Origin of the sequence: Streptomyces sp. CB02414 (assembly GCF_001905385.1) — a bacterium.
GTDB lineage: Bacteria > Actinomycetota > Actinomycetes > Streptomycetales > Streptomycetaceae > Streptomyces.
Genome location: NZ_LIPF01000007.1, coordinates 181742 through 205574, shown reverse-complemented (window position 1 = coordinate 205574; position 23833 = coordinate 181742). Strand labels below are relative to the sequence as shown.

Genomic DNA, 23833 nt, shown 5'->3' with positions numbered 1-23833 from the left:
GAACACAGTTCACCCGACGCGATCCACGACCGCGACTGACGATCTCCCATAAGCAGACCTACGAGCAAAGAGGCCGACCGCCCGTAACCGAAACACACGATCGGTCAACTCGAGCACCGGCTCCGACATCACGGGCGTCCCGCGCGTAGCAGACGCAGCGCCCGGACGGCCGCGTTTATCCAGCGTCGATCAAATGGCAATGAGAGGCCCTCAGCATAGGCCTTGCGCGTTTCGTGCCCACGTCCAGGACGTCGGAGGAAGTCGTTGCTGAGAATCCACTTCACCAGTCAGGATTTGGAGCACATCCGGATCGCCCGGAGTCCCGACCCGCTCTGGGAAATTGTCTGCAGCGTTTGCCGACTTCAAAGCAAGGACGGGTCCATCGCCTTCGACCCCTGGCGGCGGGTGGCTGGTACGCGCATCAGAAGCGGCGGGGCGCCCCAGTGGGCGGTGAGGATGCTGCGAACCCTGACGCCGTACGCCGTCTACATGCCGGACTTCCTGACCCCGCACCTCGAGGGTGAGAATGTCAGCCTGGCGGCCGGAATCGACCGGGTGTTGTCCACGCCCGGACGCCAGCTGCGTGCAGAGATGGCAGCGTTGGAGGCAGCGGCCAAGAAGCCCATCGCCTACCCGGCTCTGGCCCGGGGCGACATTGAGGCGTTGCGCCTGCTGGGCAAGGGACTGCGGACCTACCACGAGGCGTTTCTGGCACCCGCCTGGGATCGGATCGACGCGGCTGTCCGCGCCGACGTGGCGTGGCGGTCCCGTACTCTGGTGGCCGGCGGCACACGGGCCCTGCTGGAGACGTTCCGGCCCATGGCGGTGTGGCATCCGCCCGTGCTGGAGGTGAACTACCCGGTCGAGCGGGACCTGCACCTGCACGGGCGCGGCCTGCGGCTGATCCCTTCCTACTTCTGCTGGCGCCGGCCGATCACCCTGATCGACGAGACGCTCCGGCCGGTACTGGTCTACCCGGCTGACAAGACGATCGCTCCGCTCTCGGCCGCCGCTCCCGAACTTGCCCGGCTCCTTGGTTCAACCCGGGCTTTCCTGCTCCGCGAGACGGCGACGCGCGACTGCGGCACCACGTCGGAATTGGCGGCGGCGGTGGGCATTTCCCTGCCGAGCGCCAGTCAGCAGCTGGCGGTGCTGCGGGAAGCCGGTCTGCTGACCAGCCGCCGCGACGGCAAGCACGTACTGCACACGGTGACGGCCATGGGACTGCAGTTGTTGGGAGTTCGATGTGGCTGAGGCCGAAGTGTGGTGCGCGACGGTCACCCTCGGTCCGAACCTGTTCATGAGGCCCGATCCCGACGGAGGGAAACCCATGAAGTTCAAGACCAGGACCACGAAGCGCGCCACAGCCCTGCTCTGCGGCATGGCGCTGGCACTCGGAGCCGGCAGCGCCACCGCGGCTGCCGCCGACCGCGCCACGCAGCCGGCCGAGTCGGCGTACGCGGCGGAGGCGAAGGCGGTCGGCCTGTCGGCCCGGCAGGCGGCGCAGCTGCAGACCCGGGTGGACGCCCAATTGGCCGACATCAAGGTCCCCGCGGAACAGGTGAGTTACAACGAAATCCGTGCCAAGGACGGCAGCGCGAGCATCACGGTGTCCGTGCCCGGCGCGGCGGCAGGCACCGGCTGTTCCTACACCTATCTGTGCATGTGGGACGGGGCCAACTGGACGGGCAGCAAGCTGTCGTTGTACGTGTGTGCACTCCGCGACCTGAGCGACTACGGCTTCAACGACCGCCTCACCTCGTACAAGAACAACCAGACCACCGGCACGCGGGCTCGGTTCTACAACTGGCAGGGCTCTTGGGTCTACAAGTTCGACAGCCACGCGTACCACACGGAGGACAGCCTCGCGAACACTCCCTGGAACAACATGATCGACGGGGTCCGGGTCTGCTGAGGGCGGCTCCGCTAGCTCGTTGAGGCGAGCGCGCGCTCAAGGCGGCGGCTGCGGCGCGGGGGCCGCGGTCGCCAACCCAGGAGGCACGAGCAGGGAGGACCGGAAATCGCCTGCGCCCGGTCGCTGGGCAAGCCCGCGCGGTGCACGCATCCCGAAGTCGACGTCGACGATGACCGACTCACCGAGAGCCTGTGACGAGGCATACCTGCAATGTTCCAGGTTCCGCCCGCCGTGCGACTTCTCCAGACTGGGGCGGGCGAGCAACGGTTCGCTCATGGACCACGACGGGAGAAGACCATGACCATCACGAGGACTGCTCGGCTCACCGGTACGGGTATCGCGACCGTCGCCCTCGCGAGCACGGTCTTCGCGGGCTCGGCCCATGCCAAGGATGACCTGAAGGAAGTACGGGTGACGGCCGGCTCGCCCTGCACGAACCGCCACATCGCCTTCACCGTCAACGGCACTCCTTACCACGGCTTCGACTACAGCAGGACGCTGACGACCATCATCTCCAAGGGCTCCCAGGGCAACACCGTCAAGGAGGCCCAGTGCCTGCTGGAGTACGTCAAGTGCAGTCCCGGCACGGTGGACGGCATCTTCGGTGACAACACCAGGGCCGCCACGATCCGCTTCCAGAAGAAGAACGGGCTGAAGGCCGACGGGTCGATCGGCCCGAAGACCTGGCCGAAGCTGCGTGACCTGAACCCCACGGACTGCTGAGCCGCGTCCCCTGACGGTCTCCGTGGCGCCGGTGCTGCGGAGGCAGTCAGGTGCGCCTGTCCGGACGTACATCCACCAGAGCAACACGGGAGTTGATTCCTTGTGCGCGTACGAGCGAACCGCAGCACGACCAAGCGCTTGGCCGTTGTGGCGACAGCGGCCGCTGCCCTCGCCACCACCACTATGGTCACGGCGCCGACCGCTTCGGCTGATTCCCGCAGGGGGTGCGACTGGCCGCGCGTCTGCTTCTACCTGACCTCCAGCGACTGGGACGACGACGACCCCACGGCCGCGTTCCAGGACGTCACGACCTCCTACCAGAATCTCGGCTCCCGGAGCCGAGGCGCCAACTACGTCGTCAACACGCGCAACGACGACCGGGTCTACCTGCGCTACATCCACAATGGCACCGGTGCGACGTCCTACCTGTGCGTGGATCCGAACCACAACCAGACCTTCAGCAACACCTTCACGGTGACCGGCATCCGCATCGACACCGCCTCCAGCTGCTGAGGAACTGACGTAGCTGCGCACCGCATGCCGGCCCTCGTCGCCCGTGACCTGGCAGCTCAGGGTTGGGTACGTCCCTCGCCGCCGCGGTCGGGCCTGCCTGCGTCATCCGGCGAACACGTACCCATGTCCAGATCGACCACTCATCTCCAGGAGACCTCCATGACACTCACCGCAACCCGCAGGCGTACCTCGCTCCTGCTCGCCTCTCTCACCCTGCTGGCCGGCACCGCCACCGGCGGCATCGCCGCCGCGGCCGAGACCGGCGCCACCGCCGCCGCGGCTTACCCGTGCGACGTAAATATGAGCTCCACCGGCCGCCTCTCCGCCGGCTACTACAGCGGCACCACTGTCGTTCCGTCCTCCTCGCAGGTGACCTCCGCCGGCAAGGAAGCCCAGTGCCTCCTCCAGTACCACGGGCACAATCCGGGGACGATCGACGGCATCTTCGGCCGTAACTCCCAGGCAGCGGCCAAGAAGTTCCAAAGCACCGTGAACTACGCCTGCGACACCAACCTGGCCGAGGACGGCAAGGTCGGCCCGCAGACGTGGCCCCACCTGCGTCGGCTCTACTGCTGACCGAGCTGCGGCATGGCGGGCCTCTCCTGCGAAAGGCCAGGTGTCCACCACGCGTGGGGCACCTTCGACCGGCAGAGACGTACCGGCTGACCGCGCCTACGGGTGCGTGTCCGTGATCGCGATGACCTCGTCGAGGCGGCCGAGGACAGCCTGCAAGTCGTCGATCTTGGCCTGAATGCGCGCGCGCTCGGCTCGCAGCATGGCTCGTTGCTCGGTGTCGGTGTGCCCGGAGTCCCAACACGGAAGGAGTTCGGTGATTCTTCGGCTGGTGAGGCCGGCGGCGAACATCTGCTGGAAGAAGCGAACCAGGGGGATGGCGTCCTGCCGGTACAGGCGTTGGCCGGACGGGCTGCGTTCCGCGATGAGCAGCCCCTGCTGCTCGTAGTAGCGCACGGCACGCACCGATACACCGGCTCCTTGCGCCACCTGGCCGATCCGGATCAGCCCCTCGGCTGCGCCCACTGTGACAGTCATGGTGATTCCTCTCACCGCCGGCTCTGACGGCCAGCACTTGCCCCTGACGCCAACGTCAGGTTTTAGCGTACCGGCCATGGATATCAACAACTCCGTCGCCCTTGTCACCGGAGCCAACCGCGGCCTGGGCCGCGCCTTCACCCAGCGCCTGCTCGAACGGGGCGCCCGCAAGGTCTACGCGACGGCCCGCCGACCGGAGACCGTGGACCTGCCCGGGGTCGAGGTGCTGCCCCTCGACATCGCCGACCCCGCATCAGTGAGGGCCGCCGCCGAGGCCGCCCCGGACGTCTCGCTCCTCATCAACAACGCGGGAATCAGTACCGGAACCGACCTGGTGACCGGTTCGCTGGACGCGGTACGGCACGAGCTGGAGACCAACATGTTCGGCCACCTGGGAATGATCCGGGAGTTCGCGCCGGCGCTCGCCAGGAACGGCGGGGGAGCGATCGTCAACGTCCTCTCCGCCATGTCGTGGTTCGGGAACAATGGTGCCAATGCCTACCACCTGACCAAGGCCGCCGCCTGGGCCATGACCAACGGCGTCCGCCTGGAGCTCGCCGAGCAGGGCACGCTCGTCACAGCGGTACACCTGGGTCTGGCCGACACCGACATGGCCGCGGGCTGGCCAGTGGACAAGATCGCACCGTCGGACCTGGCCGACGCGGCGCTCGACGGTGTCGAGGCGGGCTCCGCCGAGGTCCTCGCCGACCAGTGGAGTCGGGACGTCAAGTCCCGTCTGCCGCTGACGCCGGAAGAGTTCAACGCCGCAATGGACCGCGCCCTGGCGGCGCTGGTGGCGGCCTGAGAATCCCCGACGAAGTGGTGGGCCGGCCTCGTCAGAGGGGCGCGAGCAGCCGCGTAATCGCTCGTGAGTAACCCGGTGACGTCGGCGAGCACCCCCGGCATACTGGTCGTCCATGGATGTCGAAGTCGTCGTAGCCCATTCCGAGCGCGCGACTCTGCGCGCCGGCGACGTGTTCCTGAAGGTGGACGCGGACCCGGCGCGCATCGACGCCGAGGTCGAGGCGATGTCCCTCGCGCCGGTCCGGACGCCGGAAGTCCTGTGGCGCAAGCCCCCCGTGCTCGCGATCGCCGCACTCCCGGGAACCACGCTTGGGCGCCTCGGTGGGCCGTCGACCGGATCGCCCGCGGCGTGGGCCGCGGCGGGCGCCGCCATCCGGAAGCTGCACGACGCGCCCCTGCCGCCTTGGCCCGGCCGGGCCGGCAGGAGCATCGTCGCCCTGGCGGCGGAACTCGACGACGAGTGCGAGTCGCTCGTGGCGAACGGCCTCCTGCCCGCTGACCTGGTCACCCGCAACCGACAGGTCGCCGAGGCCGCACTCCGGCCGTGGACTCCGGCGTTCACACACGGCGACCTGCAGATTGCGCACGTCTTCGTCGAAGGCGACGAGGTGACGGGCATCATCGACTGGTCCGAGGCGGGCCAGGGTGATGCCCTGTACGATCTCGCCACCTTCACGCTCGGACACGAGGAGCACCTCGACGACGTCATCGCAGGCTACGGCGCCGACCTCGACCTGGACGTGATCCATGCGTGGTGGTCGTTGCGAAGCCTGCTGGCAGTTCGCTGGCTGATCGAGCACGGCTTCGACCCCTTCGCGACGGGCTGCGAGGTCGACGTCCTGAGAGCCCGGATGTGAGGCTGCCCGGGCACGGTGATCACCGATTCGTGCCGGCAGAGGTCGCGCCGGTATCCCAGGCGGCCTGCTCGTCAGCCAACTGGCACGCGAGACCCTGTGGGGCCCCGGCTTCCCACTTCCCCTTCACGTCAATCGCGGCTGCTGCGGAACCGAATCCGGCATTGGCGACGACGACTTCACCCAGGTCCGCGAACACCGCGGTAACTGGGGCGGACTGGGCGTCGCCCCTGGCGGTGGGCGGGGCGTCAGGGGAGGGCTCTCGCGTAGAGCCAGGCCAGTAGGGGCACCTGGTACGCCTCGCCGCCGATGGAAGTCAGCAGTCCGGCGTCGACCAGGCCCTCCGAGAGGCGCTCCGCGTCCGCGATGCTGCGGCCGAGGAGACACGCGGCCTGTCGCAGGGACAGGAACGAGTCGGCGGACGAGCTCAGGGTCCGGAAGCTGTCGGCCTGTTCCGCACTGAGCGCGCGGTAGCTGTCCTCGATGACGGGCTTCACCGCCACATTCCCTGCCCGCAGTTCGTCCAGCCTGCCGTCCTCGTCCGCGAGCTTGTCCGCAAGGTCCGAGACCGTCCAGGACTGGCGTGCGACCAACCGGCAGGCGGCGGCACGGATGGCGAGCGGAAGAAAGCCGCATGCGGATATCACGTAGCGAGCCGACCCGTGTTCACCGTCACCGACCCGAGGGTGACCAACGATTCGGGTGAAGAGCTGGAGCGCCTCTGCGGGGGACATCACGTCAAGCTGCACCAACTGCGCACCCGCCAGGTCGATCATCCGCCTGCGAGAGGTGACCAGCACGGCACACCCACGCGCAGCAGGCAGTAGCCACTGGACCTGCGCCGCGTCCTCGGCGTGGTCCAGGACCACGAGGACGCGTCGGCCGTGCAGCGCGGAACGGTACAGCGCGGAGCGTTCTGTGAGGCCTGCCGGAATGACGGTCTCCGCCACTCCCAGAGCCTGCAGCGCCGCGGCGAGGGCCGCATCCGGCGTCGTTCGCCGCAGGTCCAGGTAGAGATGCCCGTCCGGGAAGAACTGTGCAACCGCATGGCCGGCCTGGACAGCCAGGGCGGTCTTTCCCACGCCGCCGGGACCGCAGACAGCCACGACCGGCAGGCTTTCACCGGCCGATGCGGCGGCCAGTGCACCCGTCAGTTCGGCGAGGGCGTCCGACCGTCCTACGAAGTCGGGGACGGTGGGCGGCAGCTGCGCAGGGCGGACGAAGGAAACAGCCTGCGCGTCGGTGGTGTGGGATGCCGCCTCGACCGCCAGCTGCGGGTCTGCCCGCAGGATCCGCTCCTGAAGGCGGGCCAGTCCTTCCTGCGGGTCGACGCCCAGTTCGTCGGCAAGCAGCCGGCGGACGTCCGCGTACACAGCGAGGGCCTCGGCCTGCCTCCCCCCGCGGTACAGGGCGAGCATCAGCAACTCGCGCAGGCGCTCACGCAGTGGATGAGCGGACGTCAACGCGATCAGCTCAGCCACGACGTCAGCGTGCAGACCACAGGCGAGATCCATGTCCAGTCGGGTCTCGAGCAGTTGAAGCCGCCATTCCTCCAGGCGGACGCGCTGAGTCTCGGCGTAGGGCCCTGGGACCCCGGCGAGTGGCTCCCCCTCCCACAGCCCCAGAGCGTGCCCCAACAAGGTCCGTGCACGCTCCAGGTCCCCCTGGATGCGCAGCTGCTCAGCCTGCCGGGTCAACTGCGCTGCCATGGTCATGTCGCATGCCTGCGGGGGAAGGCGTATGGCGTAACCGCCGGACTCGCTGACGAGCGTCCCTGGTTCCATCATCTTGCGCAGTCGGGAGGCGTACGTGCGCACAGCGGCCAGCGCCTGGGACGGCGGTTCGTCACCCCACAGCGCGTCGATGAGTTCCGCTGCCGTCGCGGTCCGTCCTTCACGCAGCACCAAAGCGGCCAGCAGAGCCCGTTGCTGAGGGGAGCCGGTGGACAGCGGCTCCCCTTCCTGCCACAGCCGCACCGGCCCGAGTACCGCGGCGTACAGGCCCGACGCGGGAACCGCGGGGCGCACAGGTGCGGTCAGGCGCGCAGGTCCTTGCGACACGCGCGTCTGCAGTGGAACGGGGGAGGGGGCCGTGTCCTGCTGCTTGCCGCGGGCTCGCTGCCACGCCGCGACCCACGCAGGATGCTCTGACGAGGCGACCAGGCACGCGGTGAGGAAACCGGTCAACTGGTGCGCGTCACGCGGCACCGTCCGTCCCAGCAGGATGCGATGAGCCGTGCTGTGAGGAAGCCGTCCCGCGCCCGCGCGTTCTTCCATCACACGGACGGAGGGGCGTCCGGCCAGCTCGTACAGCTCTCGCAGCCCCGCGCGAAGCATCTCGACGCCGTCTATGTCCTGAGGGCTCGGCGCGGCCGGCCCCGCGCTGCGCAGCCTGCCCCGGCGCGCCTGCCGCCACAGGTCCATCGCCGTGTCCACCGACGCACCGCACGCGATGGCGTAGGCGCGCACACTGCGCTCACTGGGAACGGACTGGCCCGACGCCGCCCGTTGCAAGGTGGTGGGATGGAGGTCCACACGTGCGGCCAACTCGGCGTACGAGCAACCGCTGTCCGACCGTTGGTCACGCAGCCACCTGACCAGCCTCACCAGTGCCCGGTTCGATGAGGCGATCGGCCTCTCCTTACGCCCCACAGCCGACCGGCCGTCAGCCAGCGGCGATGGCGGTCGCAGCCTGCACCACGGCGTGGTGCAGACGCTTGCCTGCTCCGCGAACAACGATCAGAGTGCAGGCCGCCACCGCGCCGGCACCTCCCAGCACGGCCAGGACGTACAGGAGTTCCAGTCCGTACACGGACAGGACGCAGGCCAGCACGGCGATCACCACGATCACCAGGGCGTCGGCGAACGGAGACCGGTGTCCGCACGACGAGCCGTGCACCACACACCGTGTCGGAAGGAGGGTTCGCATCATGGTGTCTTCTCCTGAATCAAGCGCGCCCACGCAGACAGCGGGGCAGGTTGCGGGCTCCAGTACCGAACTACCGGAATGGCGTTTGCCGACGCCATCCGGGCCTGCATCCTGCCACCTGCCCCGCCGATCAGGGGATACCTTCAAAATCGATGATGCGCCGGTGTCCAAGACTTTCCTGCGGATCCGTCCAGGCGCCGCTGCCCGCAGGCACCTTGGCGGACCAGCACGTTCGCAGTCGACAGCAGAGTCTCCTGCGGCCCGCGCGGCATTTAGATGTCGCGCCATCCCAATCCTGTTCAGTGCCCGTTGAGAGACGACAGGCACGGTTCGACAGGCACTATGGCTTCGGCCACTCCTGAGAGTTGCGGGCTCCACCCCAGCAGATCAGGACTCCCAGCGCGATCACGTTGCCGCGTGAGACCGCTCCAGGCCGGCACTCTCCCAAGAGCGCCGGCCTCGCCGCATGCGCGGCCGCTCAGTCCACCACGATCCCGACCTGGCCTGTCTGACGAAGACCGCCCCGGCAGAGGCCCACCGTCGGCCGGGCTGCACGTCTGTGTGCGGTGGATCCACCCCGACAGTGGATCGTACGCCGGACCACCCATCGCCTCGGAACCACCTTGACAGCCTCCATGCTGTCGGCCTGCCTACACGGCCACGTCGGTGGGGGTTGTGTCCCGTTCCGGGAGCAGCTCCGGCATCCCGTCCACCAGCACCACGACGCCGATCACCTCGCCGGCCTCGGAACGGCCGACCCACACCGGGTAGGTGCCGTCCGCGGTCGTGGCAAAGGTTGTGAGCTCGCCGCCGGAAGCCGCGTCCCACGTACGCTGCAGGAACATGGAGCCGTCGTCGACGTCGTCGCACCCGTCCAGGCCTGACTCCGTCTGGATCAGCCCTCGTTCGAAGAGCGCGATGAGCGGTTCCCAGGCCCCGGCGTCGGCGAAGCAGCCGGTGGCGCCGTCGGTGTCGAAGCCGGCTATCTGATTCTCGATGAACAGCCGGGGATCGTCGTCCGGACCGAGGGCCATCTCCCAGGTCGCTGCGGGGGTCTCGCTGACGAGCAGGCGGACGGCCGTGGGTTCCGTGGTCGTGACCTCGGCGTCCCGCCACTCGCAGTGGTAGCTGAAGCGGACCCGTGCCTCGTCGAGTACGTGCTCCCCGGGAGGGACGGGGACCGTGATGCGCGGCCCGTCGCCGTGGTTGATGTCCGGGCCGGAGACAGCCAGCAGCCCGCTGGGTACGCGCAGGGTGCCGACCCGGCGCGGCTCCACGACGGTCATCTCGGGGTGGTACCCGTCGGTCACGCGCGTCCCGGGCCGGAACAACTCGTTGATCGGCCCGGGCCGCGCGGGGCGCGGCGGACGCCAGCAGGTTACGGGGGCGTCTCCGACACCTGGCTCGGCGGCCTCGGCGGCCTCGGCCGCCACGAAGGCCGGCGGCTCGATGAGCCCGTGTACCCGGGCCGAGAGCAGTGGCCACTCCCCGAAGGCGGGGCGGTCGATCCAGCGCTCGTCGTCCCGGAGTCCGGGCGAGGTGACGTAGGAGCCTCCGACCTGCCCCTGCCGCTCCTCTGTACGTCGGCCCCTCCCGTCCGGGAAGAGGTCCACGGTAATGCGTGGGCACGCCTTGTCGAACTCCGCCATCTCTGGGCCTGTGTAGTACCAGCCGACGGAGTATCGGCGCAGCAACCGCGACGGGTCGTCCAGCAGCCGCATGTCCAGGTCGTGGGTGCGGCGGCCTTGGGTGTCGTAGATCCACAGCCCGACGTAGTGGTCCTGCCAGGAGACCAGCCGGACTTCCAGCGGGGCATCCCGGCCCGGCTCCCGGTACACCACCACGTACGGAAACCCAGCGGCATCGCGTTCCCTGGCCTCCTCGGCGGACATCGGCCGCCAGGGCTCACGAGTCTCCAGATCCCACGCGTGCGCGTACTCCACCTCGACGACCATTGCCGCTCCTGTTCCTGCAACCTGCCTCGGCTGTGTGCTGAGCTGCAAGGTAGCCGCTGCCTGTGACAACGCTCCTACGAGGCGGACAGCGGACCATATCCGGTGCCCAGACGGTCGTGCCGGGGAGCCGGTCCATGACCTGTCACCTTCCGACGCCGGGGTCACATATGGTCCACTCGCCCGAGTACATCAGGCGTCCCGCGGCCAGGACGGCACCGGCCGCGTCCAGCCCGACGCACACCCACCGGGGCCGGGTGCGGGGGCAGATCACTTCGCCAGTCTTCCGGCCCTTGAGACTGCCGAGGGCCGGTGGAGGGCGGGGCGGTGAGAGGACGACCCAGAGCCCCGCGAGGTGGTACGGGCCCTACAGAAGGTGCGGCCTGCGCGGGCAACCGTGCCGCTGTGCGGAGCCCCACCGGCACCGAGGCCGCGGTCATCGAGACTGAGCAGGCCGCCGCGGCCGCCCCGGCGAAGCGGGACGCCGCCACTACGGACGAGGACAAGGCCGCCGCGCGCCACTGTGCCCGCATGCCGGCGTTGTACGGGGCCGAGAGGCCGCCCAGGACGCCGTGGCCGCCAAGACGTCGCCGGTACGGAGCCCGCCGAGGCGAGGACCGCCACGACGACGCCCACGTGGCTCCGGCGCGCACGATCGGCCTGCTCCAGATGTGGAGGCACGAAGCCAAGGAGAAGCCCACCGACGCCGGGAAGGCGCTTGGGGGAGCGATCCGAGATCTGGACGGTGCGCAACACGATGGGGATGCGCACAACTTCCAGGTCCACGACGTCCAGTTCCGCGTGCTGGAGGTGAACGGCGAGGCGCCGCCGGCCGTGCTGCGCGGCCCCAGGACACGGTCTTCGTGCCGATCGGCATGGACCAGTGCCACCGGCGGACACCAGCACTGACCGGCATCCGCGGGGAACGCGAGGCCTGCCCCTCCGTGAGGCGCGGGCGCGTTGACGACGGCGCCCGGGTGAACCCCGGTACGTCCCGTGGACCGCATCGAGTGGTTTACGCCTCCCGTCCGTGTGAGGGCACCGCCACCGCCGGGCTCCAACATCAAGGGTGGGAGGCGATGAACACTCAGAACGCGAACACCTCAGCTACCGGCACGTCGTCCGGCACGCAGTCCTGCGCGGCCGGGGAGGAGCAGCCCGCGTCAGACGCTCACGGGTCACCGCCCCGGCCCCCGGCACCCCGGCGGACCACGCCCTCACGGCGCTCCGTCGTCACGGCGACCGGAGCTTCCGCGCTCGCCGTCGGGCTCACCGCCGCCTCCGTCACCCCCGCGACAGCGCTCAGCCCCGGGACAGCGCCCGCGGTCACGCCGGCCGCGGCGCCGCCCGGCACCGCCCCGGAGGCGTACCGCACGGTCGCCCGTGCGGTCGTCGTCCACGACGAACACGACAAGCCCCTGGTCCCGGCCTACGTGAAGGCGGTCAACGACGGTCTGCCGGCCAGCCGGGGGAAGGCCACCAAGCGGGTCCTGATCGTCGGGGCCGGCCCGGCCGGGCTGCTCGCCGCCGACCTGCTCAACCGGGCGGGCCACGACGTCGTCGTGATCGAGGCCAACGGCAACCGGGTCGGCGGCCGCATCAAGACCTTCCGCAAGGGCGGTCACGAGAAGGGCAGGCAGCCCTTCGCCGACCCCCGGCAGTACGCCGAGGGCGGAGCCATGCGGCTGCCGGAGAGCCATCCGCTCCTCATGGCGCTGCTCAAGAAGTTCGACCTCCCCCGCCAGGAGTTCTACCTGGTCGACGTCGACCCCGACGACCCGGCGAAGAAGACCAACCGCACCTGGATCCACGTCAACGGCGTCCACGAGCGCCGGGCCGACTACGAGAAGAACCCGGAACGGATCAACGACACCTTCGGAGTTACCGGCGCCAACCGCAAGAAGACCGCCGCGGCCATCCTCGCCGACGCCCTCGAACCCGCGCACCGACTCATCCGCGGCAAGGAGGGAAAGGCACTTGTCGACGGGTGGACCGAGGTTCTCAAGAAGTACGGACACTGGTCCATGTACCGCTACCTCACCGAAGCAGCCGGGCTCGACACGCGGACCATCGACCTGGTCGGAACCATCCAGAACCTGACCTCGCGGCTGCACCTCTCCTTCCTCCACAGCTTCCTGTCCAGCGCGCTCATCGATCCCAGGACCAAGTTCTGGGAGATCAAGGGCGGCACCGCGCTGCTCGCCGACGCGATGTACGCGCCGGTGAAGGGAAAGGTGCGGCTCGACCGTCGTGCCGTTCGCATCGAACGCACCGGCGGCAAGGTACGGGTCCACACCGTCTCGGAGGACTGCCAGACGGGTAAGGGAGGCGCCACGGAGGTCTTCGAGGGGGACGAGGCGATCGTCACCGTGCCCTTCTCCGGACTGCGGCATGTCGCCTTCGACCCCCCGCTGTCGTACGGCAAGCGCCGGGCCGTCACGGAGCTGCACTACGACGCGGCGACCAAGGTGCTGCTGGAATTCTCCCGGCGCTGGTGGGAGCTGACCGAGGAGCAGTGGAAGCAGGCCCTCGACACCATCGAGGACGGCCTGTACGAGAAGTACCGGGCGGGCAAGGTCACGGACGCCAGGTACCTCGGCGCGCACAAGTCCGTGAAGGACCTGGGCGTGACGGTCCCCGACGCCTACAAGCACTGCTTCGCCGCCTTCCGGCCGGCCGGGGAGGGCGAGGTCGAGGCAGCGCACGTCCGCGGTGGCGGATCCGTCAGCGACAACGCCAACCGGTTCATGTACTTCGAGCACGCCCACCCGATGGAAGGCAGCGACGGCGGCATCGTGCTGGCCTCGTACAGCTGGTCCGACGACGCCCTCAAGTGGGACGCCTACGCCGACGAAGAGCGCTGTCTGCGTGCCCTCGCCGGAGTGCAGGCGGTCTTCGGCCGCAGGTGCGAGGTCTTCTTCACCACCAAGTGCCAGACCCAGTCGTGGATGCGCGACCACTACGCCTACGGCGAGGCTTCCGTGCTCTTCCCCGGCCAGCACACGGAACTGTTCCCGGACATCCCCACGTCGGAAGGGCCCCTGCACTTCGCGGGGGACCACACCTCGATCAAACCCGCCTGGATCGAGGGCGCCCTCGAGTCGGCCGTCCGAACCGCCCTGAAGGTGCACACGGGCTGACGCCTGCCTGCCCGCCCGGGGGCCCTCGCCGCCCGCCCCCGGGACGGACCGTACCTGATGCGTCTCGTCCTGCCGGGCGTGTAAGGCGGGCGGCCCGGCTGAGGTGGGGCGCGGACCCTGTGGCCCTGTGGGCAGCACGTCCGTGGACCAGGCGTTTCCTGGGTGGGCCAGGTCGATCCGGAAGCACATCGCCCCGGCCATCGATGCCGACCCCACCCCCCGCTGGTTCTCTTGCGGTGACAGGATGCCTGATCACGTAAGAGCACGCGGGAGGTCCCATGAACGATCAAGGCACCCCTGGCTCGGCAGAAGGCTTCAGCGTCTTCGCTGTCGACGCCAACTGGCCTGAATCACGGCAGGTCACGGGTCACGGCTACAACCGAGTCACCGGCGAGATACATGTGTACCTGTGGTTCGGCTCCCCGTACTTCGACCCAGAGGTCGAGCACGTCACGGTCTTGAGCGCCTCCTCCGACAATGCGGAGGTCGGCGATGCCCTGGCGCGGGCTTTCGAGGACTACTACCACGCCGGCGAGGAACCTCCGGCCAGCCTGCCGGCCTCCGAACCCGTCAGTATCACCGCAGACGGGAGACTCGTGACGTTCGAACTCTGGCGCAACAGCAATGATCGTGACTGGGTCGCACGGGGATGCGTCGAAGGCACTGAAGTGGTCCTGTCCGGCTCCGGGATCGAACCCAGCGAGCTCAGCCTGGTCCGCGTAAGTGACCTGACCTCGTTCTCGAACCCATACGCCTCCCTCATGGGTGATTTTCCGCCTTCGGCGTGATGGTGTCCGCCAAACGGGTCAGGGGGACGAAGGCGCTGCTGGTGCCCCAGCTCTCTGGGGGTGATGAGCTGGCCGACGATGGGGTCGACCGGCTTGGCTCCTCGGCCGAGTCGGGCCGGGTTCTGTGGGGCCCGACCGATTTCGCTGAGAACGGCAGCCCCCGCAGAAACCCTGACCTCCGCGGAGTACCGTCGCGCGGGCCTGGTGCGGCACAGCTCTCAGGACTCCACGGCCCGTCCGAAGCGCGGCGCGCTCTCGTCGTCGAGCGCCGTCAGGAAGCCGCCCAGGGTGTCGGTGACCTCGTCCAGGCTGCGGGCGCTGAAGAGCACCGGCTGGTACCCGGAGATGTCGTACCCGGTGGCCAGCATCGCGCGGATGTCCAGCGGACGGATCCGAGCCTGCCGCAGGCGGCAGATCTCCCCGGACGAGGAGAGCAGAGCCGCCCCGTACGCCTTGGGTGTCCCTCCCTCGTCGAGGACTCCGTACTCCAGGGTGAACCAGTACACGTCGCTGATCATCTGGAGGACGTCCCTGCTCTCGACGCGCATCGCCGCGTCCCCGATCAGCCGGTAGACGTCGGCGAAGGCCGGCGAGGCCAGGTGGATCCCGTGACCGAAGACGTCATGGATGATGTCCGGCTCGGGGGTGAACATCGGTACGGCCGGATGGCGGACGAACTGCACGGCGTGGAAGTAGCCGTCGGCCATCGACCCCAGGAACCTCTTGTTGCCGACCACACCGCCCGCGAGAGTGAAGTCGAAACCCGTCAACCTCCGCAGGTGCAGCCCGACCTCGGCATGCTGCGGGATGTGGTCCGCTGGAACGGGCGCCTGTTCACGGGCGTCAAGGGCGGCACGGCAGGCATGCTCCCGTTGGGCGTTCCAGAGCCGCTGGTGGACGGTCCGCCAGGTCTGCTGCTCGGTCTCGGTGTAGTCCACTCGCGGTGAGGGGTCACCGACCCGGTGTCCGCGGGCCAGCGAGGCGATGGCCCGACGCCGCAGCAGGTAGCGGGGGTCACTGAGGCCAGGGTGCTTGGCGGCCGCGTCGAGTCGGCCGTCGGTCGCGATCGGAGTACGCACGTGCATGTCTCTCACGAACCGATTGTTTCGGTCAGTGCGCAGCCGGAGCACCTGGACACGCCTGCACCAGTGGTGCGTCACCCACATCCCGCTCGGATCGCCCATCCGCCCTGCCCGCCGCCCGGGGGAGCGCGCCGGTCGACTGGCAACGGCGGCGGCCGGCACGCCCCCAGGAAGCGACACAGTCCTGCTTCACCTCGGCCTGGACGCGGGCGGGCTGCAACGGCGCCGATCGCCGCCACGGCACAGCAGGCTCCCAGTAGGCCCAGTAACGTCCGCCGTCCCGGTCAACTCCGCGACCAACGACTCCGGTCCGCGCGCGCTTTCGTCGGCACGGCTTCTCGGACTGGAGGGGATCGAGAAGCGCCTGACTAGGTGAGCTGGTCGGAGCGGCCCGCTTCGATGCGGGACCATTGGGCGATGGGGCGCCCGTTCGTGCGCCACTCCTCGGGATTCTCCTCGGAGTACCAGGGCTGGGGCCAGCCGCGAGGGGAGTCCTCCCAGGCCTCCTGGCGTCCGTAGACGGTCATGTCCAGCAGTCCGTGGGTGGGTGCCATGACCTCGACGCCGCGACCGCCGGTGTAGTACGTCTCGAACACCCGCTTGCCGTCGCGGACGTAGCAGACGAGGTGGTGACGCTGCCAGTCGCGGCCCTCCAGGAGCTGCGGCGCCGTCTTCTCGACCGAGTACCACGGCATGTCCAGGCCCAGGAAGTCGCGGTAGCGGATGCTCTCTTGGTAAGGACCTTTGCAGAGAGTGGCGTACGTGACGTCGCGGGAGTGGATGTAGGACAACTCGCGGACCTGGCAGTTGAAGAACGTGCAGCCCTCGCACTGCCCGGCGGCGGGCCGTCCGGGCCACCAGGCGTGGAAGTAGGCGATGAGCTGCTTGCGGCCTTCGAACACGTCGAGGATCGTGACCGGCCTGTCAGGGCCGATGACCTCGATGGTGGCGTCGACCTCCACCATCGGAAGCCGCCGGCGCGCCGCCGCGATCGCGTCTCCTTCACGGGTGTGCGCCTTCTCCCGTACGAGCAGACCTTCCCGGGCCTCCTGATAGGTGGCTCTGTCCACCACGGGTGGGAAGGGCCGGACTCGATGAGTGATCGTTCACGAGCGTCTCCGTTCGCTCCTGTACCGGGCGGCTGTCACAAGCCACGGAGGATCCAGGATGGCCACCGGGCTGCGCCGAGCTTTCAGCCGCCACGCAGTATCCCTTCGGCGGCTCGCTCGTTCGGTCCAACGGCCGACGCCGACCGTGTGCGCATCACTATGGGGTGCGCGCTCGTGAGTCCGGTCCGTCGGGTCGGTCAGGTGTCCGTGCCGTGCGCGCTGTCCTGGTCGATCGCCGTGCGCAGCCGGTGCAGACACCGCCTGGCGTGGCTCTTGACCGTCCTCGGGGGCACACCGGTGCGGTCCGCGATCTGTACCTGGGTCAGGTCCTCGACGCCTCGTCCTGGCCCGCCAGAGCAACGACGATCTTGCGGGCCACAGTGGAGTCGCTGGTCACTCAGTGACGCTTACCGATGTTCCGTTCGACCACGGTGACCCGTGGGCACCGCCCAGCAGGTGCAGGGCACAGGCCGGTGGGACAGACCGGCGCCCGCCACGACGACATGGCCGGTCGGCCCCGGCGCCCTTTCACGCAGCCTCATCCGGCTGGGGCGGGCCGCGCCCGTCGCGCGCCGGACCAGCGCGGCGAACTCGCGTCGCACGGCCGGGTGCGCGCCGGTGCGCTCGAAATGCCCGAGGCTCTGTTCCGTCAGCTCCTCGATCTTCGCCTCCACCAGCTCATGGGCTCCGGTCCGCTCGAGTGCCGCCCGCACCTGCTGCACGGCGTACTCGGACTTCGGGTTCGCGTCCGGAGCCAGCGTTACGGCGGCCTGACGGTCGTCGGCGGCGCGACTGCTGGCCGGTACCACTTCGAGTCTCCCCTGCTGCCGTATCTTGACGCGCTCCAGCTGATGCGGCAGCGGTTTAGGTCCCGCGACCACGCTGCGGTCGGAGCGGTCCGCACGGCATCGGCCACCGCCCCGGTGGCCTGCCAGACGATGACCGCGCAGATCGCCGTGATCAGCGCGAGGCGTTTGCGCACAGTCGGCCGCGGCGCGGCCGGGCGTGGCAGCCGGACCCCGGGCAGGGCCGCGAGGAGTACGACACCGCCGAAAAGCATGCCCAGGCGGGTGATGTTGCTGCCGATCTGCGAAGGGATCAGCCAAGCACCCAGCACCGCCAGGGCGTACAGGACGCCTGCCACGCGCCCCGTGCGCCAGTGAACCGGCACGAAGGCCTACGGTGCCAGGCCGCACACGAGGGACAGTGCTGCTGTCCATCCGTTCATCGGCATCTGCCCGGAGAAGGGGAAGAGTCACGAGGTCAGGGCGACGACGGCGAGTGGCGCGCCGCCGAGGGCGTACGCGGCGGCGCGTCGTTTCGTCAGCCACAGAGCCCCGGCGACCATCTTCACGAACAACCCGGCGACCGGGCTCACCGAGCAGACTCATCACGTCCGGAGACAGGACGCTGTAGGAGGCGGGATGCATGCCGCCGAACCAGGCGAAGTTGTACGCGGAGTCCGGGTGTTGGCGAACACCAGCGCCCAGACGGTGTGCAGGGCGGTGGCGAGGAGGAGAGCCGCGGGCACCGGCTGCCCGAGCCGGGTGAGAAGAGGGGTGAGTCGCTCAATTCGCCGACGGGGGCTGGACACGTGATCCATCCTGGATGCGCTGACTCGGCCGTCTCACAGACGAGTTCCGGGGGGAAGGGGAGGAGCCACGGCTTCGGGTCAGACGCGCACCGGAGGGGAGCTACGTGCGCGGGTACCGGCGGCCGGGGCCGCCAAGACGGCCGTGGTGACGAACGCCAGCACCACCAGCATCGCCGGGCGCAGCCCGTAGTGGTCGCCCAGGAAACCGAGAGCGGGCGGCCCCACCAGGAAGGCGACGTAACCGATCGTGGCCACGAGACTGACCCGGGCGGTCTCGTCGGGCCCCGAGTCGCCCGCAGCCGACAGGGCCACCGGGAAGCCCAGGGACGCGCCCAGGCCCCAGAACAGGACGGCCCCCGCGGCCACGACGGCGTTGTCGGAGAAGATGACCAGGGCCAGGCCGATGGCACCGGAGATCGCGCTGGCCCGCACGACAGTCGCACGGCCGTAACGGTTGAGGAAGAACGTGCCGCTGAAGCGCCCCAGGGTCATCGCCGCGGCGAACCCCACGTAGACGAGTGAGCCGGCCGCGGCGTCGAGCCCGTGGCCGTCGACCATGAGCAGCGGCAGCCAGTCGTTGGCGGCGCCCTCGGCGAGGGCCATGGCCAGCACGATGGCCCCGATCAGGAGCAGCCTCCGGTCCCGCCACACCTGCGGCCTCGAACGCCGCCCGGTGTCCGAGGCGGGCGGAGCCGTACGCATTCCGACCCGGGCGGGGACGGCACGGATGCCGTACGCGAAGAGCGCGGCCGCCACCACCGCGGCCGCAGCCAGGTGCCAGTGGGCGGGGAACGACGCGGCGGTGGCCGCCATGCCGGCCAGACCTCCGACGACGGTGCCCAGACTGAAGCATCCGTGCAGGTTGGGCAGCACCGGAGTACCGGTGATCCGTTCCACGTCGGCGCCGTCCACGTTGATCGCCACCTCACCCGACCCGATCCCCGTGCCGAACAGGCACAGTCCCGCGGTGACCAGCGGTGCGGAGGCGAGGGCGCTGCCGGCCGCCACGACGACCATGCTCGCGATGACGAACACGGTCGCGAGTGCTGTGACGGGCCTGGTGCCGAACCTCGACACGAAGTGGCCGGAACACAGGATGCCGGCCATGGAGCCGACCGACAGGCCGAAGAGCACCAGTCCCATCTGCCCGGTGGACACTCCCAGATGATCACGGATGTCCGGCGTGCGCGTGACCCAGGAGGACATCGCGATGCCGTTGAGGAAGAAGAACAGGAACAGCGCGCGGCGGCGTCGGCGTACGGCGCGGTCTATCAAGAAGGGGCTCCGCTGGCGTTCGACAGAATGGGCAGGACAGGAACGGCAGGAAACGAGTCCGCGCACCCACCAGGAATGTACAAATGTACACACCGGGTGGGGCTCCGAGAAGACAAGGCAGACAACCGCGATGACAGGCAGCACCCGCGGCCCCAACGACCCCCGGCGCCGCGAACGCATCCTCGACGCCGCGCTCGACGTCGTCGCCGAACACGGCGCCATCAAAGTGACCTACCGCAAGATCGCCGAAGCCGCGGGTGTACCGCTCGGTTCGCTCACCTACTACTTCGACGACATGCAGCACCTGCTGACCGACGCCTTCACCCGGCACGCGGAGTCCGTCTCCACGCGCTACGGCGCGCTCCTGGAGGCCGCGCGGTCTCCCCGGGAAGCACAGGAGGCGGTCGTCGAGATCATCTGCGGCAAGGTCTGGGGCACCGACCGCAACCTCCTGCTCGGCTACGAGCTCTACGCCTTCGCCGCCCGCCACCCCGAGGTGCGCACCGTCATGCGCTTCTGGATGCAGGCCAGCCGGGACTCGCTGGCCAGGCACTTCGACCCGCTCACCGCGCGGGCTCTCGACGCCCTGATCGAAGGACTCTCCATCCACAACTCCGTCGACCCGCGGCCCACCGACCGCGGGGAAGTGGCCGCCATCGTGAGCGCCGTGGTCGACCGGCACCGCTGAACGCGGCGGGCCGACCCGCGGGGTGCCGCTCAGCCTCTCCGTGCGCCGTTGGTCCTCCCGGAGACCAGCAACCGCTGTCGCCCTGAAGGTCATCGGTGCGTCGCCGGGAACGGGTTTCCCTCGGGTTCTGGTGCGCCTGCGCCGCCGGGACCGCGGTCATCAGGGGGTACGTGCTGCTCGGCGCCTTTTCCTACGCGGCTGCTTCGCCCGCTGAGAAGCCGACCGCGTCGTCCACAGTTCACCGGTGACCGGCACGGGATCAGGCGCACGGTGGCCCTCCTGACGGATCGGGCAATGGACATGGGAAGCCCCGCTACTCCGGCCCGCACCGCCTTCGTCCCGTCAAGTCTTGAAGAGATGACGCAACGAGGAAGGACGATGTCTCCGGAACACGCCTATAACTGCCTCGTCTTGCGCGATGTATTGACAACTGATTTCAGGAGTCTTACTTTGCGGCCACCTGAGAGCGCTCTCAGGCCGGGCTTTTCAACTCTCCCCACACAGCTTCGCCCCGGCGCAGGGCACCCCCGCCCCAGGCCGCTGCCGCTGACGAGCCCGCCCCTCTCGATGACATGAGGTGCACTTCATGCCAACTCCCCGACCACGGCCGGCTGCCGCAGTGCTCCTGGCCGCCGTCCTGGCGGCCGTGAGCCTCGGCCCCGCCGCGACCCCGGCGGCGGCCGCGACCGTCCCCGTAGGAGCCGGGAGTTACTCCGACACCCGGCCGCCGGGCACAACCGGCCCCACGAACAACACCGGGGGACCGGTGACGCCCAAGGTCACGCAGGCCGCCAAGGACAAGCCCGTGCCCACCAACGACTGGTGGTCCTCCCTCGCCTTCCAGCGCTACGGCGACAATCCGTACTCCACACCCATGTACGGCCACCCGCTCACGTACCAGGCGGTCTCCGGTGGACTGGAAATCGGCTACCCGACCAGCCCCACCATCGTCGGCGAGGGCCGCCAGTACGAGTATGCGCACAAACGCGACCTCACCCTCGGCCTGAGCGGACTCAACTCGCCCGACACCAAGGCCGACGCCTGGTCCGACTGGACGGTCACCCCGTACTGGTCCGACGGCACCCGCACCCTGCGGACCACCATCGGCCACGGCATGCCCTTCGTCTATGCTCAGGGCTCCGGCGGCAACGCCCAGATCACCACCGCTGGTACGCCGACCGTCTTCGCCGACCAGGGCAACGTCGTCGGCATCACGGTCGGCGGACACCACTACGCCCTCTTCGCACCGACCGGCAGCGACTGGAACATCTCCGGCACCACGATCAACGCCGGCCTCGGCGGCAAGGACTACTTCTCCCTCGCCGTGCTGCCCTCCACCGACGCCCTCGCGACCTTCCGCAAGTACGCGTTCAGCTTCGTCACCGGATCACAGGTCGACTGGAGCACCTCCGGCGGCACGGTCGGCGCCACGTACCAGCTCACCACCGAGGCCAAGGAGGGCACCGAACGCGGCACTCTCCAGGCCCTCTACCGGCATCAGTGGCTCCACACCACCGACGCCCTCACGCCCTACACCTACGTCTCCCCCCGCGGCACCATGAAGGTCCGCGAGGGCGCCTCGTTCACCACCCGTCAGAAGGCCGCCCCGGTACTGCCCGCGCTGCCTCGGACCAGCGCCGTCGACACGTCCCGGCTGCGCACCTACCTGTCAGAGGTCGCGAACTCCTCCGACCCCTTCTCCGGAGCGACGGACACGTACTGGACCGGCAAGGCGCTGGGCAAGCTCGCCCAACTGGTGCCGCTGGCCGACCAGATCGGTGAGACCGCGGTCCGCGACAAGCTCGTCGGCCTCCTCAAGGGGCGCCTCCAGGAGTGGTTCACCGCGGGTGGGGCGAGCGAGTTCTCCTACGACAAGGACTGGAAGACCCTCATCGGCTACCCCGCCTCCTACGGCAGCGACGCCGAGCTCAACGACCACCACTTCCACTACGGCTACTACGTCTACGCGGCGGCGATCGTCGCGCAGTACGACGCCGCCTGGGCCGCCGACTCCGCCTGGGGCGGCATGGTCAAGACCCTGATCCGCGACACCGCCAACGCCAGCCGCACCGACAGCGCCTTCCCGTTCCTGCGCGGCTTCGACGTCTACGCCGGGCACAGCTGGGCCTCCGGCCATCAGGGCTTCGCCGCCGGCAACAACCAGGAGTCCTCCTCGGAGTCCACCAACCTCAGCGCGGCGCTCGTGCTCTGGGGCTCCGCCACCGGCAACACTCAGCTGCGCGACCTCGGCAGCTACCTGCTCGCCACCGAGAGCGAGGCCATCGCCCAGTACTGGTTCGACGCCGACCAGCAGGTCTTCCCCAGCTCCTTCACCCACGACACGGTCGGCATGGTGTGGGGCAGCGGCGGGGCGTACGCCACCTGGTGGACCGCCAACCCCGAGGAGATCCACGGCATCAACGTCCTGCCCGTGACCGCGGGCGGCTCCCCGCACCTGGCCGGACACAAGGAGGCGATCCGGCGCAACATCGCGGAGATGGAACGCGAGAACGGCGGTCCCGCCGTCGAATGGCGCGACATCCTCTGGGAGTTCCAGTCGCTGGCCGACCCGGCCGCCGCGAAGTCGAAGTGGGACGCCGGCAACGCCGGATACACCCCCGAGCAGGGCGAGTCCAAGGCTCACACCTACCACTGGATCACCACCCTGGACGCACTCGGCGCCCCCGACCCCTCGGTGACCGGCGACCTGCCCACGTCCGCGGTGTTCGCCAAGAACGGCACCCGCACCTACGCCGCGCACAACCACGGCGCCACGGCCCGCACGGTCACCTTCTCCGACGGCAAGACACTCACCGTGCCCGCCCGCTCCACCGCGACCGGTACCGGCACCGACTCCGGAGGCGGGGACCCCGAACCGTCCACCGGCAACACCTTCCGCCTCCGCTCCGGCGGCACGCTCACCACGGCCACCGGCACCACGGCTGCCAACGACACCATTCCGTCGGCCGAGGGCCGCAACCACGACGGCACCCCGAACAAGCAGCTCGTCTACGAGGTCAAGGGCGTCAACGCCACCCTCAAGGCGGGCGCGTCCACCACGTTCCGCCTCCCCGTGGACGCCGGCCCGGCCGTGGGCCTCGGTCAGCAGGCTCGTATCAGCTACGACCTCACGGGCGACGGCACCTTCGACCGGACCGAGACCTACCACTACTTCGCCACCGACCCGGTCACGGGCTGGGAGGAGTACAACCAGACCCGCGGTCTGAAGGCCGCCACCGGCACCCTCGGGAACCTGCGCGGGGGGACGGTCCGGCTGGAGGTCTGGAGCGCGATAGGAAACGCGAGCGCGTTGCTGCGCACCGGCACGGACACGTCCGTGGTGGTCATTCCCTACGACTGACAAGGCGGCCTCCGGCGGCTGAGGGCGGCGGGCGCGGGGCTCCATCCCGCGCCCGCC

At 69.4% G+C, this 23833-nt stretch carries 20 protein-coding genes and 3 pseudogenes; 12 read left to right on the top strand and 11 right to left on the bottom strand.

Features of this window, described 5'->3' with window-relative positions:
- Positions 1 to 264: 264 nt before the first annotated feature.
- The 5 genes from AMK11_RS23300 (at position 265) to AMK11_RS23280 (ending at position 3727) form a co-directional block, all read left to right on the top strand.
- Positions 265 to 1254: an ArsR/SmtB family transcription factor gene (locus AMK11_RS23300; protein ID WP_073729967.1), complete on the top strand. Its 990-nt coding sequence runs from the start codon at positions 265 to 267 to the stop codon at positions 1252 to 1254.
- Between the two features lie 76 nt (positions 1255 to 1330).
- Positions 1331 to 1915: a peptidase inhibitor family I36 protein gene (locus AMK11_RS23295; RefSeq protein ID WP_073729966.1), complete on the top strand. Its 585-nt coding sequence runs from the start codon at positions 1331 to 1333 to the stop codon at positions 1913 to 1915.
- Between the two features lie 297 nt (positions 1916 to 2212).
- On the top strand, positions 2213 to 2638 hold the full coding sequence (locus AMK11_RS23290; RefSeq protein WP_073729965.1) for a peptidoglycan-binding domain-containing protein: 426 nt from the start codon (positions 2213 to 2215) through the stop codon (positions 2636 to 2638).
- 138 nt (positions 2639 to 2776) lie between these two features.
- Positions 2777 to 3151, top strand: coding sequence for a hypothetical protein (locus AMK11_RS23285; RefSeq protein ID WP_143194593.1), 375 nt, complete (start codon positions 2777 to 2779; stop codon positions 3149 to 3151).
- Between the two features lie 159 nt (positions 3152 to 3310).
- Complete coding sequence (locus AMK11_RS23280) at positions 3311 to 3727, top strand: peptidoglycan-binding domain-containing protein (protein WP_073729963.1); 417 nt, start codon at positions 3311 to 3313, stop codon at positions 3725 to 3727.
- 96 nt (positions 3728 to 3823) lie between these two features.
- Here AMK11_RS23280 and AMK11_RS23275 read toward each other — a convergent pair whose 3' ends face one another.
- A complete protein-coding gene (locus AMK11_RS23275) occupies positions 3824 to 4201 on the bottom strand; it encodes a MerR family DNA-binding transcriptional regulator (protein WP_073729962.1) in 378 nt (125 codons plus the stop codon).
- 76 nt (positions 4202 to 4277) lie between these two features.
- Here AMK11_RS23275 and AMK11_RS23270 point away from each other — a divergent pair, with 76 nt between their 5' ends.
- Positions 4278 to 5006, top strand: coding sequence for an SDR family oxidoreductase (locus AMK11_RS23270; RefSeq protein WP_073729961.1), 729 nt, complete (start codon positions 4278 to 4280; stop codon positions 5004 to 5006).
- A gap of 112 nt (positions 5007 to 5118) precedes the next feature.
- Positions 5119 to 5862 (top strand): phosphotransferase family protein, encoded by a 744-nt coding sequence (locus AMK11_RS23265; RefSeq protein ID WP_073729960.1) that lies wholly within the window; start codon positions 5119 to 5121, stop codon positions 5860 to 5862.
- A 254-nt stretch (positions 5863 to 6116) separates the two neighbouring features.
- On the opposite strand, the pseudogene AMK11_RS23260 reads toward AMK11_RS23265, so the two are convergent.
- The 4 genes and pseudogenes from AMK11_RS23260 to AMK11_RS23250 form a co-directional block, all read right to left on the bottom strand.
- Positions 6117 to 7898 (bottom strand): annotated as a pseudogene (locus AMK11_RS23260) (BTAD domain-containing putative transcriptional regulator); the annotation flags it as partial.
- A gap of 402 nt (positions 7899 to 8300) precedes the next feature.
- Positions 8301 to 8465, bottom strand: a pseudogene (locus tag AMK11_RS39245) (helix-turn-helix domain-containing protein); the annotation flags it as partial.
- 58 nt (positions 8466 to 8523) lie between these two features.
- A complete protein-coding gene (locus AMK11_RS23255; RefSeq protein WP_241847050.1) occupies positions 8524 to 8790 on the bottom strand; it encodes a hypothetical protein in 267 nt (88 codons plus the stop codon).
- 647 nt (positions 8791 to 9437) lie between these two features.
- A complete protein-coding gene (locus AMK11_RS23250) occupies positions 9438 to 10742 on the bottom strand; it encodes a DUF4241 domain-containing protein (RefSeq protein WP_073729958.1) in 1305 nt (434 codons plus the stop codon).
- Positions 10743 to 11144: 402 nt separating this feature from the next.
- On the opposite strand from AMK11_RS23250, the gene AMK11_RS38195 reads away from it, so the two are divergent.
- From AMK11_RS38195 to AMK11_RS23240, 3 genes are all read left to right on the top strand, one after another.
- A complete protein-coding gene (locus AMK11_RS38195; protein ID WP_198941459.1) occupies positions 11145 to 11648 on the top strand; it encodes a hypothetical protein in 504 nt (167 codons plus the stop codon).
- A gap of 170 nt (positions 11649 to 11818) precedes the next feature.
- Positions 11819 to 13879 carry a flavin monoamine oxidase family protein gene (locus AMK11_RS23245; RefSeq protein ID WP_073730318.1) on the top strand — a complete coding sequence of 687 codons (2061 nt, stop codon included), beginning with the start codon at positions 11819 to 11821 and terminating at the stop codon, positions 13877 to 13879.
- Positions 13880 to 14157: 278 nt separating this feature from the next.
- Complete coding sequence (locus AMK11_RS23240) at positions 14158 to 14667, top strand: hypothetical protein (protein ID WP_073729957.1); 510 nt, start codon at positions 14158 to 14160, stop codon at positions 14665 to 14667.
- Positions 14668 to 14885: 218 nt separating this feature from the next.
- Here AMK11_RS23240 and AMK11_RS23235 read toward each other — a convergent pair whose 3' ends face one another.
- The 6 genes and pseudogenes from AMK11_RS23235 to AMK11_RS23210 all read right to left on the bottom strand — a co-directional run bounded on the left by AMK11_RS23235 (position 14886) and on the right by AMK11_RS23210 (position 19727).
- A complete protein-coding gene (locus AMK11_RS23235; RefSeq protein WP_073729956.1) occupies positions 14886 to 15752 on the bottom strand; it encodes a phenylalanine 4-monooxygenase in 867 nt (288 codons plus the stop codon).
- A 365-nt stretch (positions 15753 to 16117) separates the two neighbouring features.
- Positions 16118 to 16822: a DUF899 family protein gene (locus tag AMK11_RS23230; protein ID WP_383580077.1), complete on the bottom strand. Its 705-nt coding sequence runs from the start codon at positions 16820 to 16822 to the stop codon at positions 16118 to 16120.
- 233 nt (positions 16823 to 17055) lie between these two features.
- Positions 17056 to 17190 (bottom strand): annotated as a pseudogene (locus AMK11_RS36985) (RNA polymerase sigma factor); the annotation flags it as partial.
- 75 nt (positions 17191 to 17265) lie between these two features.
- Positions 17266 to 17739, bottom strand: coding sequence for a hypothetical protein (locus AMK11_RS38650; RefSeq protein WP_241847048.1), 474 nt, complete (start codon positions 17737 to 17739; stop codon positions 17266 to 17268).
- 374 nt (positions 17740 to 18113) lie between these two features.
- Positions 18114 to 18236 (bottom strand): hypothetical protein, encoded by a 123-nt coding sequence (locus AMK11_RS39005; protein WP_274535682.1) that lies wholly within the window; start codon positions 18234 to 18236, stop codon positions 18114 to 18116.
- Between the two features lie 294 nt (positions 18237 to 18530).
- Complete coding sequence (locus AMK11_RS23210; RefSeq protein WP_079187639.1) at positions 18531 to 19727, bottom strand: MFS transporter; 1197 nt, start codon at positions 19725 to 19727, stop codon at positions 18531 to 18533.
- Positions 19728 to 19857: 130 nt separating this feature from the next.
- Between AMK11_RS23210 and AMK11_RS23205 the strand changes: the two genes are divergently transcribed.
- Positions 19858 to 20415: a TetR/AcrR family transcriptional regulator gene (locus AMK11_RS23205; RefSeq protein WP_073729953.1), complete on the top strand. Its 558-nt coding sequence runs from the start codon at positions 19858 to 19860 to the stop codon at positions 20413 to 20415.
- Between the two features lie 586 nt (positions 20416 to 21001).
- A complete protein-coding gene (locus AMK11_RS23200) occupies positions 21002 to 23776 on the top strand; it encodes a glycosyl hydrolase (protein ID WP_073729952.1) in 2775 nt (924 codons plus the stop codon).
- Positions 23777 to 23833 lie beyond the last annotated feature (57 nt).

What these genes read in the sequence shown, in the direction of transcription:
- AMK11_RS23295 (WP_073729966.1), top strand. Translation starts at nt 1,331, where the DNA reads ATGAAGTTCAAGACCAGGACCACGAAGCGCGCCACAGCCCTGCTCTGC.
- AMK11_RS23290 (WP_073729965.1), top strand. Translation starts at nt 2,213, where the DNA reads ATGACCATCACGAGGACTGCTCGGCTCACCGGTACGGGTATCGCGACC.
- AMK11_RS23280 (WP_073729963.1), top strand. Translation starts at nt 3,311, where the DNA reads ATGACACTCACCGCAACCCGCAGGCGTACCTCGCTCCTGCTCGCCTCT.
- AMK11_RS23275 (WP_073729962.1), bottom strand. Translation starts at nt 4,201, where the DNA reads ATGACTGTCACAGTGGGCGCAGCCGAGGGGCTGATCCGGATCGGCCAG.
- AMK11_RS23270 (WP_073729961.1), top strand. Translation starts at nt 4,278, where the DNA reads ATGGATATCAACAACTCCGTCGCCCTTGTCACCGGAGCCAACCGCGGC.
- AMK11_RS23265 (WP_073729960.1), top strand. Translation starts at nt 5,119, where the DNA reads ATGGATGTCGAAGTCGTCGTAGCCCATTCCGAGCGCGCGACTCTGCGC.
- AMK11_RS23255 (WP_241847050.1), bottom strand. Translation starts at nt 8,790, where the DNA reads ATGATGCGAACCCTCCTTCCGACACGGTGTGTGGTGCACGGCTCGTCG.
- AMK11_RS23250 (WP_073729958.1), bottom strand. Translation starts at nt 10,742, where the DNA reads ATGGTCGTCGAGGTGGAGTACGCGCACGCGTGGGATCTGGAGACTCGT.
- AMK11_RS23245 (WP_073730318.1), top strand. Translation starts at nt 11,819, where the DNA reads ATGAACACTCAGAACGCGAACACCTCAGCTACCGGCACGTCGTCCGGC.
- AMK11_RS23240 (WP_073729957.1), top strand. Translation starts at nt 14,158, where the DNA reads ATGAACGATCAAGGCACCCCTGGCTCGGCAGAAGGCTTCAGCGTCTTC.
- AMK11_RS23235 (WP_073729956.1), bottom strand. Translation starts at nt 15,752, where the DNA reads ATGCACGTGCGTACTCCGATCGCGACCGACGGCCGACTCGACGCGGCC.
- AMK11_RS23205 (WP_073729953.1), top strand. Translation starts at nt 19,858, where the DNA reads ATGACAGGCAGCACCCGCGGCCCCAACGACCCCCGGCGCCGCGAACGC.
- AMK11_RS23200 (WP_073729952.1), top strand. Translation starts at nt 21,002, where the DNA reads ATGCCAACTCCCCGACCACGGCCGGCTGCCGCAGTGCTCCTGGCCGCC.